At 64.8% G+C, this 17,303-nt stretch carries 16 protein-coding genes; 8 read left to right on the top strand and 8 right to left on the bottom strand.

The features are described from left to right. Positions 1–60 precede the first annotated feature (60 nt). The gene (locus BUF17_RS12725; RefSeq protein ID WP_073629166.1) at positions 61–1,563 is read right to left on the bottom strand and encodes a sugar ABC transporter ATP-binding protein; all 1,503 of its coding nucleotides are present in this window, start codon (positions 1,561–1,563) and stop codon (positions 61–63) included. 14 nt (positions 1,564–1,577) lie between these two features. Further along, entirely contained in the window at positions 1,578–2,588 is a 1,011-nt protein-coding gene (locus BUF17_RS12720; protein ID WP_073629164.1) for a substrate-binding domain-containing protein, read from the bottom strand. A gap of 169 nt (positions 2,589–2,757) precedes the next feature. Here BUF17_RS12720 and BUF17_RS12715 point away from each other — a divergent pair, with 169 nt between their 5' ends. Then, a complete protein-coding gene (locus BUF17_RS12715) occupies positions 2,758–3,693 on the top strand; it encodes a MurR/RpiR family transcriptional regulator (protein WP_244530863.1) in 936 nt (311 codons plus the stop codon). A gap of 36 nt (positions 3,694–3,729) precedes the next feature. Here the strand turns inward: BUF17_RS12715 and BUF17_RS12710 are convergent, their stop codons facing one another. Further along, complete coding sequence (locus BUF17_RS12710) at positions 3,730–5,118, bottom strand: MFS transporter (protein ID WP_073629162.1); 1,389 nt, start codon at positions 5,116–5,118, stop codon at positions 3,730–3,732. A gap of 267 nt (positions 5,119–5,385) precedes the next feature. On the opposite strand from BUF17_RS12710, the gene BUF17_RS12705 reads away from it, so the two are divergent. Beyond that, a complete protein-coding gene (locus BUF17_RS12705; protein ID WP_073629160.1) occupies positions 5,386–6,306 on the top strand; it encodes a LysR family transcriptional regulator in 921 nt (306 codons plus the stop codon). Positions 6,307–6,341: 35 nt separating this feature from the next. Here the strand turns inward: BUF17_RS12705 and arsB are convergent, their stop codons facing one another. From arsB to BUF17_RS12690, 3 genes are all read right to left on the bottom strand, one after another. Further along, a complete protein-coding gene (arsB, locus tag BUF17_RS12700; protein WP_073629158.1) occupies positions 6,342–7,406 on the bottom strand; it encodes an ACR3 family arsenite efflux transporter in 1,065 nt (354 codons plus the stop codon). A 7-nt stretch (positions 7,407–7,413) separates the two neighbouring features. After that, the gene (arsC, locus tag BUF17_RS12695; protein ID WP_073629156.1) at positions 7,414–7,839 is read right to left on the bottom strand and encodes an arsenate reductase (glutaredoxin); all 426 of its coding nucleotides are present in this window, start codon (positions 7,837–7,839) and stop codon (positions 7,414–7,416) included. Between the two features lie 409 nt (positions 7,840–8,248). After that, a complete protein-coding gene (locus BUF17_RS12690; protein WP_073629154.1) occupies positions 8,249–8,617 on the bottom strand; it encodes an ArsR/SmtB family transcription factor in 369 nt (122 codons plus the stop codon). Positions 8,618–8,924: 307 nt separating this feature from the next. On the opposite strand from BUF17_RS12690, the gene BUF17_RS12685 reads away from it, so the two are divergent. From BUF17_RS12685 to BUF17_RS12665, 5 genes are all read left to right on the top strand, one after another. Further along, complete coding sequence (locus BUF17_RS12685) at positions 8,925–9,524, top strand: TetR/AcrR family transcriptional regulator (protein WP_073629152.1); 600 nt, start codon at positions 8,925–8,927, stop codon at positions 9,522–9,524. Positions 9,525–9,534: 10 nt separating this feature from the next. Then, complete coding sequence (locus tag BUF17_RS12680) at positions 9,535–9,819, top strand: YciI family protein (protein ID WP_073629150.1); 285 nt, start codon at positions 9,535–9,537, stop codon at positions 9,817–9,819. 92 nt (positions 9,820–9,911) lie between these two features. After that, positions 9,912–10,265 (top strand): ArsR/SmtB family transcription factor, encoded by a 354-nt coding sequence (locus BUF17_RS12675; protein WP_210215443.1) that lies wholly within the window; start codon positions 9,912–9,914, stop codon positions 10,263–10,265. After that, positions 10,240–10,707, top strand: a complete 468-nt coding sequence (locus BUF17_RS12670; RefSeq protein ID WP_073629148.1) for an SRPBCC family protein — start codon at positions 10,240–10,242, stop codon at positions 10,705–10,707. Before BUF17_RS12675 ends, BUF17_RS12670 begins: the two co-directional genes overlap by 26 nt. A 191-nt stretch (positions 10,708–10,898) precedes the next feature. Further along, the gene (locus tag BUF17_RS12665) at positions 10,899–12,167 is read left to right on the top strand and encodes an MgtC/SapB family protein (protein WP_073629146.1); all 1,269 of its coding nucleotides are present in this window, start codon (positions 10,899–10,901) and stop codon (positions 12,165–12,167) included. A 73-nt stretch (positions 12,168–12,240) separates the two neighbouring features. Here the strand turns inward: BUF17_RS12665 and BUF17_RS12660 are convergent, their stop codons facing one another. Further along, a complete protein-coding gene (locus tag BUF17_RS12660) occupies positions 12,241–13,554 on the bottom strand; it encodes a histidine-type phosphatase (protein ID WP_084564577.1) in 1,314 nt (437 codons plus the stop codon). Between the two features lie 344 nt (positions 13,555–13,898). Between BUF17_RS12660 and BUF17_RS12655 the strand changes: the two genes are divergently transcribed. Beyond that, positions 13,899–15,005: a zinc-binding metallopeptidase family protein gene (locus BUF17_RS12655; protein WP_073629142.1), complete on the top strand. Its 1,107-nt coding sequence runs from the start codon at positions 13,899–13,901 to the stop codon at positions 15,003–15,005. Between the two features lie 61 nt (positions 15,006–15,066). Here the strand turns inward: BUF17_RS12655 and BUF17_RS12650 are convergent, their stop codons facing one another. Beyond that, positions 15,067–16,518, bottom strand: a complete 1,452-nt coding sequence (locus tag BUF17_RS12650; RefSeq protein ID WP_175563688.1) for an O-antigen ligase family protein — start codon at positions 16,516–16,518, stop codon at positions 15,067–15,069. Between the last annotated feature and the right edge of the window lie 785 nt (positions 16,519–17,303).

Here is a 17,303-nt window from a genome sequence, read left to right as displayed (position 1 = left end):
ATTCAAAAGCTTGAGCATATCCTTATCGTTCAGATCGGTTCGATCTGAACGGGTTATGCTCTAGTGCAAGCCACCGGCTGCGAGGCGCATCACCGCCTCCTCGCTGATCTCGGCGCCCTCGAGATATCCGGCCATCCGCTGTCGGCGCATCACCAGGATGCGGTCGCAGATCGCGATCAGTTCGGGAAGTTCGGCCGATGCAACGATCATGCTGCGGCCGCCTTCCGACATCGAGATCAGGCGGCGGTGGATTTCGGCCTTGGTGCCGACATCGATGCCGCGCGTCGGATCGTTGACGAGGAGCACGTCCGGACCCGGCGCCAGACAGGCGGCGATCATCACCTTCTGCTGATTGCCGCCGCTGAGCCGTCTTGGCTGCACCTGCGGCGAGGCGATCCGGATCGATTGCTCGCCGATCGCCTGCTCCGCGAGCGCGGCGACGCGGCGGCGTGATACGAAGCCGCCCGGCGACAACCTGTCGAGCACCGCTGCGGAGATCGATTCCGATGCGGCCATCCCGAGATAGAGGCCGGCCGCTTTGCGGTCCTGGGCGAGATAGCCGACGCCACGGTCGATCATTGCCCGAGGCTCCACCCGGCGGATTGTCTCGCCACCGACCGCGATCTCGCCGGCGCTGGCGGGATCGAGGCCGAACAGCAGGCGCATCAGCTCGGCGACCCCCGATCCTTCGAGACCGAAGACGCCGAGGATTTCGCCCCGTCGCAGGGCGATGTCGACACCCGCGACCGCCCGGCCCGCCAGGGCGCGGGCCTCGAACACCGGTGGCGCCGTCGGGAACGCGCGCGCAGGCCGCGGGCCGCCGATCGAACCGATGTCGCGGCCGACCATCATGGCCGCAAGATCGTTCTCGGAGAGGGCTTCGTTGCGGACCGTCTCGACCGAGCAGCCGTCCCGCAGCACCGTGATTCGATCGCCGAGTTCGACGACCTCGCTCAGGCGATGCGAGATATAGAGGATGGTCTGCCCGCGGGCCCGCAGCGTCTTGACCATCTCCATCAGGATGCCGGCTTCGTGGCTGGAGAGGCCCGATGTCGGTTCGTCGAGAATGACGATCTTGTTGTCCCGGCTGACCGCGCGCAGGATCTCGACGATCTGCCGCTGGCCGAGCGTGAGCTCGGAAACCGGCGCGTCGACATCGATGTCGACATCGAAGCGGTCCAGCGCCGCGCGGGCTCGGTCGCGGGTCCGTCCCCAGTCGCACAGGCCGGACCGCGTCCGGAAGATGCCATCCGGAAAGATGTTCTCCGCGACGCTGAGGTCCGGGAACACCGCCAGTTCCTGATGCACCATCGCGATGCCGAGATCGCGGGCATGAGCGGGCGAGAACACACTCACCGGTTTGCCTTCGAAACGGACTTCGCCCGCCGACGGCGAAGCGCTGCCGCTGATGATGCGCATCAACGTCGACTTGCCGGCGCCGTTCTCGCCGAGGATGGCATGCACCTCCCCGGAGGCGACCGAGAAGCTGACGTCGCGCAGCGCCCGCACGGCGCCATAGGTCTTCGCCACGCCGTTGAGGCGCAACAGTTCTCCAGCGTTCATTGCCCGGCTCCCGCTCAGGTCTTCTGCGGAAGGTTCTCGGCCTTGAACAGGGCCACGTTGTCCCGGTTGATGACGGCGGTCCCCATGTAGATGTTCTGCGGGAACGGCACGACGCCGGCCTTGGCGTTGTCGGCAGAGATCGGCACGCCTGCGAAGCCGCTGCTTGGGGTGTTGTAGGCCTCCAGCACGTCGATCGCCATGAAAGCCTGCAGCGCCGTCTTGTTGATGATCGTGCTGTCGATCGCACCGGATTCGATCAGTTCGAGCACCGGCGCCTCGCGGTCGTTGACCACCACGGCGAGCGCGCTCAGGTCGATGTCGAGTTCTTCCGCCGCGAGCCCGATTCCGCTGCCGGAGCTCGAGTCGAGTCCGACGACGCCGGTGAGGTTCGGATAGGTGTTGAACATCGACTTGGCGGCGTCGATGGCATCCTGGGTGTTCGCCTTGTCGTCGACGCGGCCGAGAAGCTCCCATTCGGAATGGGCCGAAAGATAATCCGTCAGGCCCTTCGCCTTGGCATCGGTGTTCGACGCGCCCCAGTTGCCGGTCACGGCGTAGCGGCCTTTGGTGCCGCCGACCCGGACGAGTTCGCGCGCGGTGTCGACGCCTGCCTGATAGTTGTCGAGCCCTATGAACGTCAGCGCGCCGTGATCGGGCACCATCGCTTCGACGACGACGACCGGAATACCCTGTTCACGGGCGCGCTTGATGGCGGGGAGTGCGCCCGGCTCCCAGAGCGAGGTGACGATACCGGCGGGCCGCTTCGCGATCGATTGCTCGACCGCCTCGGCATGCGCGACCGGATCCCATCCCTGCGGTCCGACGGTCTTGATCTCGACGCCGAATGACTTCGCCGCGTAGCTCATGCCGAGATGCATGTCGATCAGGTAGGGATGCCCGAGCAGCTGCGAGGCGTAGTAATACACGCGCTTCTCGCCTGCCGCGAACGCGGCGGCTGGTGCGAGGGCTGCGCCCGCGGACAGACCCGCGATGCCTGCAAGCAGGCTGCGACGCCGGATTTCCATGGTTTCTCTCCCCTTCGAACTGCCCCGGTGTCCGGGTGCGATGTTGATGGGAGCATAGAAAATGAATTTTATTCTGTCAAACCTAACATCGAAATAAATTCTCAATAGGATGGCAGGCAGATGCGAAGGACAGGCCGGCGCGGAGCGCCCGCCAGACAGGACGGCTGCAATGGGTGAGCGAGCGGGCGATGCCGGCATGAGGGTTCCGGCGACGGAGCAGGGCGGGACGCTGATCTCCACGATCCGGCGGCGTATGCCCTACTTCAATCCGGCGCTTCGTCGGATCGCCGAGTTCACCGTGCAGTTCCCCAACAGGGTCAAGTCGATGCACATCTCCGATCTCGCGGACAACTGCGAGGTCTCGCAATCGACGATCACGCGCTTCGTCAAGGAGATCGGGGTCCGGTCGTTTCAGGACATGAAGATCGCGATCGCGACCGAGCTGTCCCAGGCGCCGGCGGAGGTGTCGGAAGACGGCGATCAGGCGCGCGTCTACGAGGACATCACCGAATCCGACGACCACGAGACCGTCATCCGCAAGATTCATTTCCGCCTGACCGACACCCTGAACGAGACGCTCATGCAGATCGACCCGGCGGTGATCAAGGCCGCGGTCGACGCGATCGAGAGTTCGCAGCTTCTGGCCTTCTTCGCCATGGGATCGTCGACCCTGGCGGTCGAGAATGGCCTGACGCGCTTCCTGCGGATCGGCAAGAAATGCCTGTTCTTCAAGGATCAGGGCGTGCAACAGATTTCGGCGGTTGCGCTCGACCCGACCGTGACGGCGATCGCCATCTCCAATTCGGGGCGGACGCAGCCGGTGGTGCGCGCACTGGAGACCGCGCACGACCTCGGCGCCCGCACCATCTGCATCACCTCGTTTCCGGACTCACCCCTAGTCAAGCACGCCGACATCGCGATCTTCACGCCATCGACCTCGGTCCCGCTCGGCCGGCCGGAATATCACGAATCCATGGTCTCCAAGATCGCCCAGATCATGGTCGTGGACATCCTCTACTCCGCCTTCGCCGTGCGGAATTTCTCCCGCTCGATCACCAAGCTGCAGGAGACCAACGAATACACCAAATCGACCCGGTTTATCTGAGGCGACGGAGAATTTCGGTCGTCCCAGGCCTGCGGCTCAGCCGCGACCCCGGCGTATCCGCAATGTCGTGAGGGAGAGCAGGAACGCCGCCGCCGCCATCATCGTTGCGATGCGGAAGGTAAAGCGCATGCCGTTCGTCACAAGCTCGGCGTTTGCGGTCGCCACAGTTGCGGTCGCCATCCCGCTGGCTGCACTGGCGAAGAGCGCACCCATCAGCGATGCGCCGGTAATAAGCCCAAGATTGCGGGCGAGTGCGAGGAGACCGGAAACGAGGCCGCGCTGCTCCGGCCGGGCATCGGCCATGACGGCGGTGTTGTTGGGCGTCTGGAACAGGGCGAGCCCGATGCTGATGAACAGGATCGCGACGATATAGGTGGCGACCCCGCCGTCGAGCGACACCCGGGACATCGCGAAAGCGCCGATCGTGAAAAGTGCAAGTCCGACGACCATGACGAGCCTGGCACCGATGCGGTCGGCGATCGCACCAGCAGGAACGCCCATGATCGCGGCAGCCAGCGGGCCGACGGTCATGACGAGACCGACCATGCGGGTATCGAGGCCGAGCGCTTTCGAGAGAAAGAAAGGTCCCAGAACCAGCGTGGCCATCATCACGGCGTAGACCAGCACGCTCATCGCCATGCTCGTGGAAAGTAGCGCATTGCCGAACATGGCGAGCCTCAGAAGCGGGGTGCGTGCCTTCACCTGTACCGCAAGAAACAGCGCGAGGCCGACGCCCGCGCCGAGTCCGAGCTGAAGCACGAGCGGGGCGCCAAAGCCGAGCTTGCCGGAGAACGTCATGGCAAGCGCATAGGCGCCGAGTGTCGCTGCGAGGAAGATCGTGCCGAGCCAGTCGAAACCGGCCTTCTGAACGGGAGGCTTCGGTGCGTCGATGGCGTCGGGGAGATAACGGCCGACGAGCAGGAAGGCGAGCAGGCCGAACGGCAAGTTCAGCCAGAACACCGCCTGCCAGCCGAAGGCGGCGAGCGCGAGCGAGCCGAGAGACGGCCCGAGAGCAATACCGAGGGAGACCATCGTGGACAGCACACCCATCGCAAAGCCGGTCCGGTGCTTGGGAAAGACCTCGCCGACGAAGGCGAAGGAAAGCGCCATCAGAATTGCGCCGCCAAGGCCCTGCCCGGCGCGGCCGGCGATCAGCTGCGGCAGACTGGTGGAGAGCGCGCAAAACACCGATGCGGCCATGAAGATGGCCAGCCCCCAGAGATAGAGCCGCTTCTTGCCGAGCTGGTCACCGAAACGCCCGACGCCGACGATGAGCGCGGTCACGACGAGCAGGTAGCTGACGACAACCCACTGTATCGATCCGAAATCGGCGCCGAGATCCTTCACCAGCGTCGGCAGGGCGACATTGATGATGTTCGTGCCGAGCTGCGAAAGCAGGATGGCGAGAGACAGGCCGGCAAGCACCCTGCCGGAACGGACCGGACGGTGTCGGGCTTTTTCGGACTGCGCGGGCTCATTGGATGGCGCGTGCGCGCGAGACGTGGGGTCATGAGGCGGGGTGAAATGTGTCGGGGGGAGACGAGATGACGGGGTCATGAGCGGTCCTGTCGAAAGCTGCCCTCATGCGATCCATGAAGGTCATCATCCCGTAGCGCCCGCGTTTTCATGCATACAGTGCATGATTTATATTGTATCATTGCATTTCATGCACTGATGCGAGATGGTCCGATCATGATCGCCAAGCCAACGGCCAGGCGTCACGCGCCGCCTATCGACATGAACCTTCTGGTCACGCTCGACGCCCTTTTGTCGGAAGGCAGCGTCGTCGGTGCGGCACAGCGGCTGAACCTCTCTCCGCCGGCGATGAGCCGTCAACTCGCACGCATCCGGCACCTGATCGGCGATCCCGTGCTGGTGCGAGCCGGGCGTGGGCTGGTGCCGACCCCGCGTGCCGAAGCCCTGCGTGACCGTTTGCGCCGTCTCGTGTCAGATGCCGAGGCGCTGGTGCGAGGAGAGGACGATCTCGATCTCTCGCGGCTGGAGCGCACCTTCGTCATTCGTGCCAGCGATGGGTTCGTCGGCACCTTCGGTGCGGCGCTGGCTTCACTGGCCGCAAGTCAGGCTCCCCACGTTCGGCTTCGCTTCGCCCCCGAGGACGCCGAGGATGTCGAGGGACTGCGCGACGGGCGGATCGACGCCGATGTCGGCGTGATCGGGACGATGGGGCCGGAGATTCGCCTGCAGACCCTGTTCCACGACCGCTTTGTCGGTGTCGTGCGGCCGGATCATCCGCTTCTTGCCGGAATAACGCCGGAGCGCTTCTCGTCCTTTCCCCATGTGTCGGTCTCCCGACGCGGGCGCTTCGCCGGGCCCATCGACGAGGCTCTGGCGACGCATGGTTTCACACGCTTTGTCGCGCTGGCTGTCGCAAACTTCGCCGACGCTCTCGCGGTCGTGCGGATGTCCGATCACGTGACGGCGATGCCCGAACGGCTGACTGAGCCCGCGAGGGCGGGTCTTCTCAGCTTCGATCTTCCCGTGCCGGTCGAGGGGCTCGCCATCTCGCTCGCCTGGCACCCGCGCTTCGAAGCTGATCCTGCCCATCGCTGGCTGCGTGGCATCGTGCGTGAGGTTTGTGGCCGCAAGCCATAAGCATCGCGGGTGCCGGGCTGCGACCGGAGCGCGCTCTATCCGATGTCGCGTCCCTTCGCTGGTTGCACGTCGGCCGGCCGTCCACTCTCGTACCAGCCTTTGGAACGGTTCACGATCCAGACGACGGAGAGCATGACCGGAACCTCGATCAGAACGCCGACGACGGTGGCAAGCGCGGCGCCGGACTGGAAGCCGAACAGGCTGATGGCGGCGGCGACCGCCAGTTCGAAGAAGTTGGATGCGCCGATCAGTGCCGAAGGGCCGGCAACGCAATGCTGCTCACCGGAGACTCGGTTGAGGAGATAGGCGAGCCCCGAATTGAAATAGACCTGGATCAGGATGGGAACCGCCAGCAGAGCGATCACCACCGGCTGCGCCAGAATCTGCTCGCCCTGAAAGCCGAAGAGCAGGATGAGGGTGGCGAGCAGCGCCACCAGCGACAACGGCTGCAGGCGGTCCAGGAAACGTCTCAGGGCGGTCTCGCCACCGGTGGCGAGTATCCGGCGGCGCAAGAGCTGGGCGGCGATCACCGGCACGACGATATAGAGCGCCACCGACAGGGCGAGCGTGTCCCACGGCACGGTGATAGCCGAGAGGCCAAGCAGCAGCCCGACGATCGGCGCAAAGGCGAACACCATGATCGTGTCGTTCAGCGCCACCTGAGACAGCGTGAAGTGCGGTTCGCCCTTCGTCAGGTTCGACCACACGAAGACCATGGCTGTGCAGGGCGCTGCCGCGAGGATGATGAGCCCGGCGATATAGCTGTCGATCTGGTCTGCCGGCAGGTAGGGCCGGAACAGGTGGCCGATGAACAGCCATCCGAGCGCGGCCATCGAGAACGGCTTCACGAACCAGTTCACGAAGAGAGTGACGCCAATCCCGCGCCAGTGCTCCCTGACTTGACCGAGCGCGACGAAGTCGATCTTGACCAGCATCGGCACGATCATCAGCCAGATCAGCGCTGCGACCGGGAAATTCACCCTGGCGAACTCGGCCTCGCCGATGGCCTGGAAAACGCCGGGCATGACATGGCCGAGCCCAATGCCGACGACGATGCACACTGCGACCCAGAGCGTGAGATAGCGTTCGAAGGTTGACATCCGCGCCTCAAGTCCCCGCCACGCGGCGGCCTTGCTCGTCGACCACCAACGCGCCGTCTTCCTTGGCGAACTCGCCCCGTTGCGGCGGCAGCAGGTCGAGCACTTCCTCCGATGGCCGGCAAAGCTTCACGCCCTTTGGGCTCACCACGATGGGCCGATTGATGAGGATCGGATGCGCCATCATGGCGTCGAGAAGCTGATCGTCTGTCAGTGCCGGATCGCCAAGGCCAAGCTCCGCATAGGGCGTGCCCTTTTCGCGCAGCATGTCACGGACCGAGATGCCCATCCGCGCGATCAACTGCGCGAGCATCTCGCGCGTCGGCGGGTTTTTTAGGTACTCGATAATGTGCGGCTCGACGCCGGCATTGCGGATCATCGCCAGGGTGTTGCGCGACGTGCCGCAACCGGGATTGTGATAGATGATGATGTCCATAAACGGCCTCATGCTGCGGTTTCATGCGCACTGGTCGTGCCGCGCAATAGGTCGACCGCGTCCAGGCTGGAACCGAGCGTCATGCGATCCAGACTTGCGATCGGTGGCGCGGTAAACACGGCGATCCGATTTCCTGATGTAATGAGAATTCAGTTTTGGAAGGTGGCTCCGGTTTGGCGGGTTCTTCCCCAGATCTCTGACCGAAAGCATTCGTACGGACAATCGTAGGCGCGCACGCAAAATCTTCAAGGCGATCGAATTGACGGTGCCTTTGGGTTGGTTGCCGCCGGAAAATACACGGTGCGTCCACCGCTGTCCTTAGAGCGCTTTCCGATCGGATGGAAACATCAGATCAACAAGAAATTGTCTGCCAGAATCGATTGGCCCGAATTGCCGGGGCATAAGAAGATCAGTCATGGATATCCTCCTTTGCTGTACCGTTGTTCTGGCAGCATGGCGATAGCTCGGCGACAAGCGGAGCGCATACTTCCGGGTGACCACCACAGCATTGATTGACAAGAAATCCAGTCAGATCACGCACAGATTCCAGCTTCACACGGTAGATGATCAACCTGCTCTGGCGCCTGGCTTCGATCAACCCTGCGCGGGTGAGGATCGCCAGATGCGTCGACATCGTGTTGTGCGGGATCGTCAGATGCCTGGCGATCTCTCCGGCTGGAAGCCCGTCCGGTTCATGCTTCATCAGCAGACGAAACACGTCGAGACGTGTCGTCTGCGCGAGGGCAGCGAAAACGAGAATGGCTTGCTCCGATTCCATATGTCGAGACTATTCGACATATATGGCGAAGTCGAGTCCGGAATGGAATCTCCAGGGCGGCCCTGCATCCAGCATGACGGGTATCACCTTGATGGCGGTCGTGCGGCCGGGCGTGAAGGCGGGACTCGCAGCCGGCCCTGGCTGTCGCGCGATAGGAGAGACCAATCGCCTGACATTGCTCCATCTGCTTCGGCGCCGGCGGCCGAGCAGCATGCCTTGACCGTGTAGGACAATTGACCTAATGACGTAGGTCAATTGTCCTAAATTGGGACTTGATATCAGCGCCGACGTTTTTGGGGGGGCCGGGATGGGTGCAGGCGAGACACGCGCTCAGATCGTGGATGTGGCGGATTGGCTTTTCTATGAGCGCGGCTTCGAGGCGACGTCGTTCGCAGACATTGCCCGGGATGTCGGGCTGTCTCGCGGCAACTTCTATTACCATTTCAAGACGAAAGATGAGATCCTCGGCGCTGTGATCGCCCTCAGGAAGGCGAAGACAAAAGCGATGCTCGCAGCCTGGGAGGAGCGCGCCGCGTCCCCGGCGGAAAGCATTCGCAGCTTCGTCCATATTCTTCTTATGAACCGGGCGAAGATCATGGCGCATGGTTGCCCGGTCGGAACCCTCTGCGCCGAACTGGCGAAGCTCGACCATGCGGCGAGGGTGGAGGCGAACGGCCTGTTAGATGTGTTCCGCGCGTGGCTCCGCCGGCAGTTCGAACGGCTCGGGCGCGAGAGCGACGCCGATACCCTGGCGCTTCACCTTCTGATGCGCAGCCAGGGGGTGGCAACGCTTGCCACCGCCTTCCGCGATGAGGCGTTCATCCGCCGCGAAGTCGCCGACATGGAAGCATGGCTCGCCGCCCAGATTCCAGCGAGCTCCACTCTTGAAGCACACCGACCCGACTGACGGAGAGATCGTGTTCTTCATCACGCTTCGCTTTGCCGACAAGGCCCGCGCGCCGCAGTTCATGGATGCACACAATGCCTGGCTCCGGCGGGGTTTCGACGACGGTGTCTTTCTCGTCGCCGGAAGCCTGTTGCCGGGCGCGGGCGGCGCAATCCTCGCGCACAACGCGTCCGCTGACGAGATCGAGACGAGGGTTCAGGCCGATCCGTTCGTCGCCGAGGGCGTCGTCAGTGCCGAGATCGTGGCCATCGCACCCGGCCGGACCGACGAGCGCCTCGCCTTCCTGAAAGCCTGATGTCCGCCCGGTCAACCCCGGTTGCGTCCGCTGCGGACGAACACTTAGCTCTTGAGCTAAGTGTTGAATCGGCCATACTGCTCTCCATGGAATTGGAACACGCAAGCGAACGGCTGGACGGGCTGTTCCGAGCTTTGGCCGATCCTGCGAGACGGGCGGTTCTCGAACGGCTGAGCAAGGGACCGGCGAGTGTCAGCGATCTGGCGGAGCCGTTCGCCATGGCGCTGCCGTCGTTCATGAAGCACATCCGCGTGCTCGAGAGCAGCGGCTGGATCGTCACGCGCAAGGAAGGCCGCGTGCGGACCTGCGCGCTCGACCGGGACGCGTTTGCGCTCGCCGGTGCGTGGCTCTCCGAACAGCGTGCCCTGTGGGAAGCGCGCTTCGATCGTCTCGACGCCTTGTTGGAGGGAGGAACAGAAGATGACAACAAGCCGGCTCGATCTTGAGATCGTGCGTGTCGTCGCCGCGCCGCGTGCGAAGGTGTGGCGGGCGTGGAGCGATCCGGACATTCTGAGGCAGTGGTGGTGCCCCAGGCCATGGACGACGGAGGTGCGCGCCTTCGACTTCCGCGCGGGAGGTGCATTTCATACCTTCATGAGCGGCCCCGATGGCGGGGAGAGCGACAATCCGGGGCTCTTCCTGGAGATCGTGCCGATGGAGCGGATCGTGTGTACCTCCATGCTCGTCGAGGGCTGGCGGCCGGCACTGCCGGGGATGGGCATCACCGCCATCTTCACGTTTGAAGACGAAGGTTCCGGTACCCGCTACAAGGCGCTCTGCCTTCACAGGGACGATGCCGATCGCCAGAAGCATGAGGAGCTTGGCTTCTTCGACGGCTGGGGTACCGCGATGACGCAACTCGAAGAGGTGGCGCGGTCGCTTCCCTGAGCCGCTTGCGGTCATTCCCGTCGAATACCCGGTGCAGCTGCCGGGGACGGCTACCCGGCGATTCGGGCGGGCGCTTCACAAAGCTCGTCCGGCGAACCGTCCGGGCGATGATTTCCTCCGGCGGGAAAGCGCTTTAAGCTGACGCGGCGCCGGAGCCCCGGCCGCTCCAGCCGTGCCGGAAGACGAAACCCATGCCCTTCGAGCATCTCGCTGTCCGCCTCGCCGTCGCACTCGCGATCGGGTTGCTGATCGGGCTCGAGCGCGGGTGGCACGCGCGCAACGAAGCTGAGGGTGGCCGGGCCGCCGGCTTCCGTACGTTCGCAATTGCAGGACTTTTCGGCGGCATCTGCGGGGCGCTGGTGCCGGCGGCAGGAGCCGGACTGCTCGCTGCCGGCCTCGTCGCGTTGACGGCGGTGTTCACGGTGTTTCGCTGGCTCGAGGCGCAGGTCGACCGGGATTTCAGCGCGACGGGAATCGTCGCCGCGATGGCGACCTATGTGCTCGGCGCTTATGCCGTGCTCGGCGACGTGCGCATCGCCGCCGGGTCGGCGGTGGTGGTCACGCTGCTGCTGGCCCTCAAGCAGCCGCTGCATGCCTGGGTCCGCAATCTCAGCTGGGAGGAAATCCGCGCAGGGCTGATCCTGCTTGCGATGACCTTCCTGCTGCTTCCGATCCTGCCCGATCGCACGATCGATCCTTGGCAGGCGGTCAACCCCGCAGAAATCTGGCTGCTGGCGATCATCATCGCAGCGCTTTCGTTCGTCGGCTACATCGCGGTGAAGGCCATCGGCGACCGTGCCGGCATCGTGCTGGTCTCGCTTGCCGGCGGGCTCGCATCCTCGACCGCCGTGACCATGACGCTCGCACGGCTTTCACGGGATGGCGGCGGCGGGCGCGGAAGCGATCTCATGCTGGCCGGCGGCATCCTGCTCGCGGCGGCGGTGATGGTCGCCCGCGTCTTCTTCATCGCCGTGCTGTTCAACCAGTCGCTCGCCTATTCGCTGGCCTGGCCGCTCGCGGCTGCGGCGGCGGTTTTCCTGGTCTCCGCCGGCCTGCTGTTCTGGCGTTCCGCCGGCGCGGCAGGCGGGTCATCGGCGCTCACGCTGCGCAATCCGCTCGATCTAGCCGTCGCTCTGAAGCTCGCCGGCTTCATCGCGGTGATCACGCTCGTTTCGAAAATCGCCGTCGGGGCCCTCGGCGACGCCGGTGCCTACGTCGTCGCCGCTGTCTCGGGCATCGCCGATGTCGACGCCCTGACACTTTCCATGTCGCGCATGGCTGGCTCCGGCATCGCGGTGGAAGCGGCGGCGACCGGCATCGCGATCGCTGCGGGTGTGAACACGATCTCGAAATGTGTCATGGCAACGGCTGTCGGTTCGCGCGGGCTGGCGTTCACGGCATCGTCTGTCAGCGCGATTGCGCTTGTCGCCGGCGCGATCGCCTGGGTGTTCCTGCGCTGAAGCGGCGAGGGGCACTCCACTCGCCATTCGCGCATCGAACGCCTGGCCTTTTCCGCTTTTTCAGTTCCGCACTTCAGTTCCGCTTGGGGTCCACGCAGGCCATGTCGATGGCGCCCGTTGCGATCTTGCGGAAGGTGCTCCAGGGGCAGGCGCCGTTGGCATAGACCGAGCATCCCGCAACCGGCATCACCGTGGAGGCGGGCGGCTGCGCGACGCTGAGCGCGGTGTTGTCGTGAAGCTGCTCGATGGTCTGCGCGTAATAGACGATGCGGATGGCGAGTTCCCCCTCGGGCGGCTGCCATACTTCGAACGCGACGGCCCCACCCGGCGGGATCTGGTAGGGCTGATAGCTGTCGAGCTGCCATTTCAAGCCGAGGAGACCGCCGACATTCAGGATGTAGTTGTCGTGGCTTGAAAAGAACTTGAATGCCGGTCCGTGACCCTCCGCAACCTCCGTCAGCGATTCCAGCACCGGATAGAGCACGGCGGAACCCTGCTTGGCAGCCTGATAGCGCGGCATGTGACCGGCCCGGTCGCTCAGGGCATGGATGGCGTTGACGAACGTCAGGGCTTCCGGGAGCGGCTTGCCCGTCGCTTCGGGCAGCCGGCCCCATGCGACTTCGTCGCCGGAAAGCCCCGCGCCGTACTGCATGATGAACTGCTCGGCCGGCTGCGAGGCGACCGAGACGGCACCGGGGTCTGTTTCCGAAACCGGCAGGGTGGCGAGAGAGCAGGGGGCCGTCGCGCCATGTGCCTTGCAGCCGTCGGCCGTGAAGGGACCGAGCACCTTGCTCATGGCGGCGAGCGGCCCGGCGAGTTCACCCTCGATGACGGTCTTCCAGGAGCCGCCGACAAGCGCCAGCGTTGCCGCTGCCGCCACCTTCTGGTCATAGCCGCAACTCGGCCCCTCATAGAGCTTCGGGTGCACGGCGAGTGCCTTGAGGTCGCAGCCGGGGAACATGCCGTCCATTACGGCGCCCGCGGTCATCACCGTGCGCTCGACGCCGTCGGAGACGAACTCGACCGACTTCGGATCGGGGCACCCACGTTCCGGCAGAAGCCCGGCATGGGCATAAAGCGAGCGGTAGAAGCCGCCCATCGTCACCGCGCGGTCGTATCCCTGTGGCGTGAGGTGACCCGCAACGACGTTGAGGTCCGGCCAGTGCGTCTGCACGATTGCGTCGAGGCACGTGGATGGATCGCTGCCCTCGCAGCGGATCGCCTTCGTCGGCCCGCGCATGCCATGCCGGCTCAGCAGCACCGTGCCCTTCATCGTCCAGCCGTCTAGCCCGCCGGACGTCTGAGCCTGCTCTGCCGCTGCGGCCGGGCTGGCCGCGACCATTGCGACAACCAATCCCAGTGCCTTCGCAAGACCGACGAAACGCATCTGACCGAGTCCCCCAAGAATGCCCGTCCCTTCGCCGGCGTGAACGCATGGTCACCGTCGGCTCGGGCGGACGTTAAACGATGTATGCGGGTCGCCAAGGGCCTTTCTCATACCCACCGCAAACCGGATCGGAGAAGCTGTGCAAGCGCATCACCGTGTGCAAGGGAGGGTTGCGACCGGCCTGTGAATGGAACTGGAGCGGCGCCGACACGTTGTCCGCAGCTTGCAGCCCCCGCCGTGGCTGCGTGCGGGGTGTCGAGCACCGGACGGACCGGATGACGTCGACCCGAGCCGACATGGTGAACGTTTGCCGGGGCATCCGGGCATGTCTTTGGAGCGAGAGAATGAAGCTGTTTGAATGCTCGCATTGCCACAGTCCGATCTATTTCGAGAATTCCCATTGCATCGCCTGCGGTCACGCCGTGGGCTACGATCCGGAGGCGGGCACCATGGTGACGCTCGAGCCTTCAGACGGCGCATGGCGTGGACTGGGGGGCGAGCAGAAGGGACTGCTGCTCTTCTGCGACAACGCCGTGGACGGCGCGTGCAACTGGTTGCTGCCGGCAGACAGCGACGACACGCTCTGCCCGGCGTGCCGCCACAATCGCACGCTTCCGGACTTGTCCGACACGGCGAACGCCGAGCGCTGGCGGAGGATCGAGACCGCCAAGCACTATCTGTTCTATGGACTGCTGCGCCTGGGGCTCCAGCATCCCACCCGGCAGGATGATCCCGAAGAAGGCCTGGCGTTCGACTTCGTCGCTGACGTGGTGGATGCTCAGGGTAATGTGCAGCGCGTTCTGACTGGCCACGATCACGGACTCATTACGCTCAATATCGCCGAAGCCGACGACGCGGTTCGGGAGGAGCGACGCCACGCGATGGGCGAGCCCTATCGCACGCTGCTCGGCCACTTCCGCCACGAGATCGCGCATTATTACTGGGATCGCCTCGTGCGCGACGGACCCATGCTGGAGGAATGCCGCCGTGTGTTCGGAGACGAGCGCGAGGACTACGGTGCAGCACTGCAGCGCCACTACAGCGATGGCCCGCCGGCGGACTGGCAGGTGAACTTCGTGTCCGCCTATGCGACGTCCCACCCTTGGGAGGACTTCGCCGAGACCTGGGCGCATTACATGCACATCGTCGACACGCTGGAAACGGCGCGCTCGTTCGGACTGACGATCAATCCGCGCATCGCGGGCGGTGAGCAGCTGAAGGCGGCGATTGCCTTCGATCCCTATCGCTCGGCCTCGATCGAGCCGCTTATGAAGACATGGCCCTCGGTGACGGTTGCCGTCAACGCGCTGAACCGCAGCATGGGGCAGCCGGATGTCTACCCCTTCGTCTTGTCCGGTCCGATCGAAGAGAAGCTGGGTTTCATCCACGCGCTGGTGCGGGCTTCGGCGCCTCGGGCCGGCACGCGCACGGCGGCGCCCGCTTCGGCATAAGTGGCTTTGCCGACTATGCGCGTTCCGGCCCATCGCAACCGGCGCATGGGCGCGCCGCCGTTCAGGGCGTGCGACGAGGCGAGGGAGCCGCGATCCGCGCGGATGACCGATGAGAGTGGCGGACGCCAACGGATAAGCCCTGTTGGCGCTGACGCTCCTGTGCGCCCGGACGAAGCGGACGTCTCGGGGCCGGCGTCAGCATCGCCAGCAGAATCGCGAAGACGCACTCCATGCCGGATGCCCGGAGATGGTATTCGACGACCGCGTGCCCCATCAGCAAGGCAATCGAGATCGTGGCCGCCCGTGCCAGCAGCAGCTGCGAATCGTCGGCATACCTGCCCTGGGCATCAGGCGCGGCCGCGCCGCCGCCGTGACGCCAGACCAGGAAGCAGCGCCATCCGAACCATGCGAGGAAAGCCGCGCCTACGAGAGCTGCCAGAGCGCCGCCCTCGATCCAGATCTGCATCCAGTCATTGTGAAGATAGTCGACGAAATAGCGCGATGTCAGATCCAGCGACTCGTACATCGCATAAGCGCCGGCAAACGCCCCGATTCCCGTGCCTGCCGGCGAAACAGCGGCCGCGAGCTGCTTTCCAACCTGCAGGAACTCGAATCGGGCATCCGCCAGCGGGTCCTGTGCCGCGCGCGCGAGCAGACGCGCGAGGCCGAATTCCAGCACCAGGAACGCGCCGATGATAACGGCGACGGTGATGAGCCGGCCGGCATACCGGCTCGTTCCGCCCCGCCGCCAGATCAGCACCGCGGAGCCGGCGAGCGCGAGCATCGACAGCACGACGCCCGAGCGGGATGCCGACATACCCGCGCCGAGCAGCAGGGTGGCGATGATCACGAGGCCGCCGACGACGCCCGCGAGGCGCCGCCCGTCATGCCGGTCGAGCGAAAGGACGACACCGGCGACCGTGAGCGGAATGGCGGCATAGAGGAGGGCGGCGAAATGATTCCGGTTCGCGAAGAAACCCACCGGAACATTGCCATGGCTGCGGCCGAGCAGCGGGCGCAGCGGGCTGTCCACGCCACCAGCAACCTGGGCGAGCCCGAGCGGGACGCTGACGGTCGCCAGGATCACGATCACAAGCGCCAGCAGCCGACGGCTGCGGGCATCGAGCGCGAGGGTGGCGTAGTAGACCGCGAAGGCCGGCAACATGAACAATAGAGCGCGCATCGTCTGCGCCGGGTCTAGGCTCAGCGGTCGCCACGCGGGCTTTTCACCCAGGATCATATCCCCCACGACGATGAAATCGCGGCCGGGCAGGCGGGTCCACACCTCCGGCGGCAGTGGCACGAGCTGCAGCAGCGGCAGCGCGATCACCGCGCCCGAGATCCACATGGCGACGATTTCGCCCGTGATCATCCGGCGTTGTGCGAGGTGCCAGAGCGCAAAAACAAAAAGCGGTATGCTTGCGATTCGCGCAGGCATACCGCTCAAAAGGAACACGATTGAGACAACGACAATCGTATAGATCAGGAGAACGCGACCCGCTTCCCCCGACATAAACATTCGTGAAGACGAAGCGACTTTGGTCACAATCAGAAGCGCGCCGCTATCGTCTTATCATCGAGACGTTTTCAGAGGGGCGGGGCCGAGGGAAGCGGACCGCCGCCGCCACCACCATTCGAGCTCGCCCCGCCTGCAACAGCAGCCACAATAGCGGCGGTGCCAACCACGGCAGCGACACCGCCTGCCACACCCATCCCAGCGATCGTGCCGCCAACAGCAGCCCCACCCGCGCCGCCCACACCAGCGGTGGACCCAGCGCCAGCCGCACCCCCGGTAGCACCCGCGGCAGCCCCGGTAGCACCCGCGGCAGCCCCAGCGCCAGACGCCTGGCCTGCAGCCAGACTGAACGGAGCCTTGCCGGCCGCGCAAACCGCGAAGTCCGCCGGCAGGCTGCTGCCGGATGCCAGCGACACGTTCTTAGCCCCGCAGGAGGTAGAAATCTGCACAACGCTGTCGGCGAGGGCCACGACAGACTTGCCGGACGTCACGTCGCCGAGCGTGCCACCCTTGGAAACGACGGTGCCGCTGCCCTGTTTGACGACGCCGGAAACAACGCTGACTTCAGCTGCGGAGGCCTGCGTAACAGCCAGAAGGAGCCCGAGCCCGGCGATCACGCCCTTACGAACCGAATTTTGCATTGCGTCTTGAACCCCACCCAGAGACAAACCCAGTACCCATATCTGAACGGTACACCACGCCTTTCGGGACGGCAACCCTTCCCGCCTGATTACATATGTGCGGTTTCGCACATATGGAGGTGAATTTGACGATGATTGAAA

Source organism: Pseudoxanthobacter soli DSM 19599, from assembly GCF_900148505.1.
GTDB lineage: Bacteria > Pseudomonadota > Alphaproteobacteria > Rhizobiales > Segnochrobactraceae > Pseudoxanthobacter > Pseudoxanthobacter soli.
The sequence above is the reverse complement of the archived record's forward strand: the minus strand, read 5'-3'. Positions and strand labels throughout refer to the sequence as shown.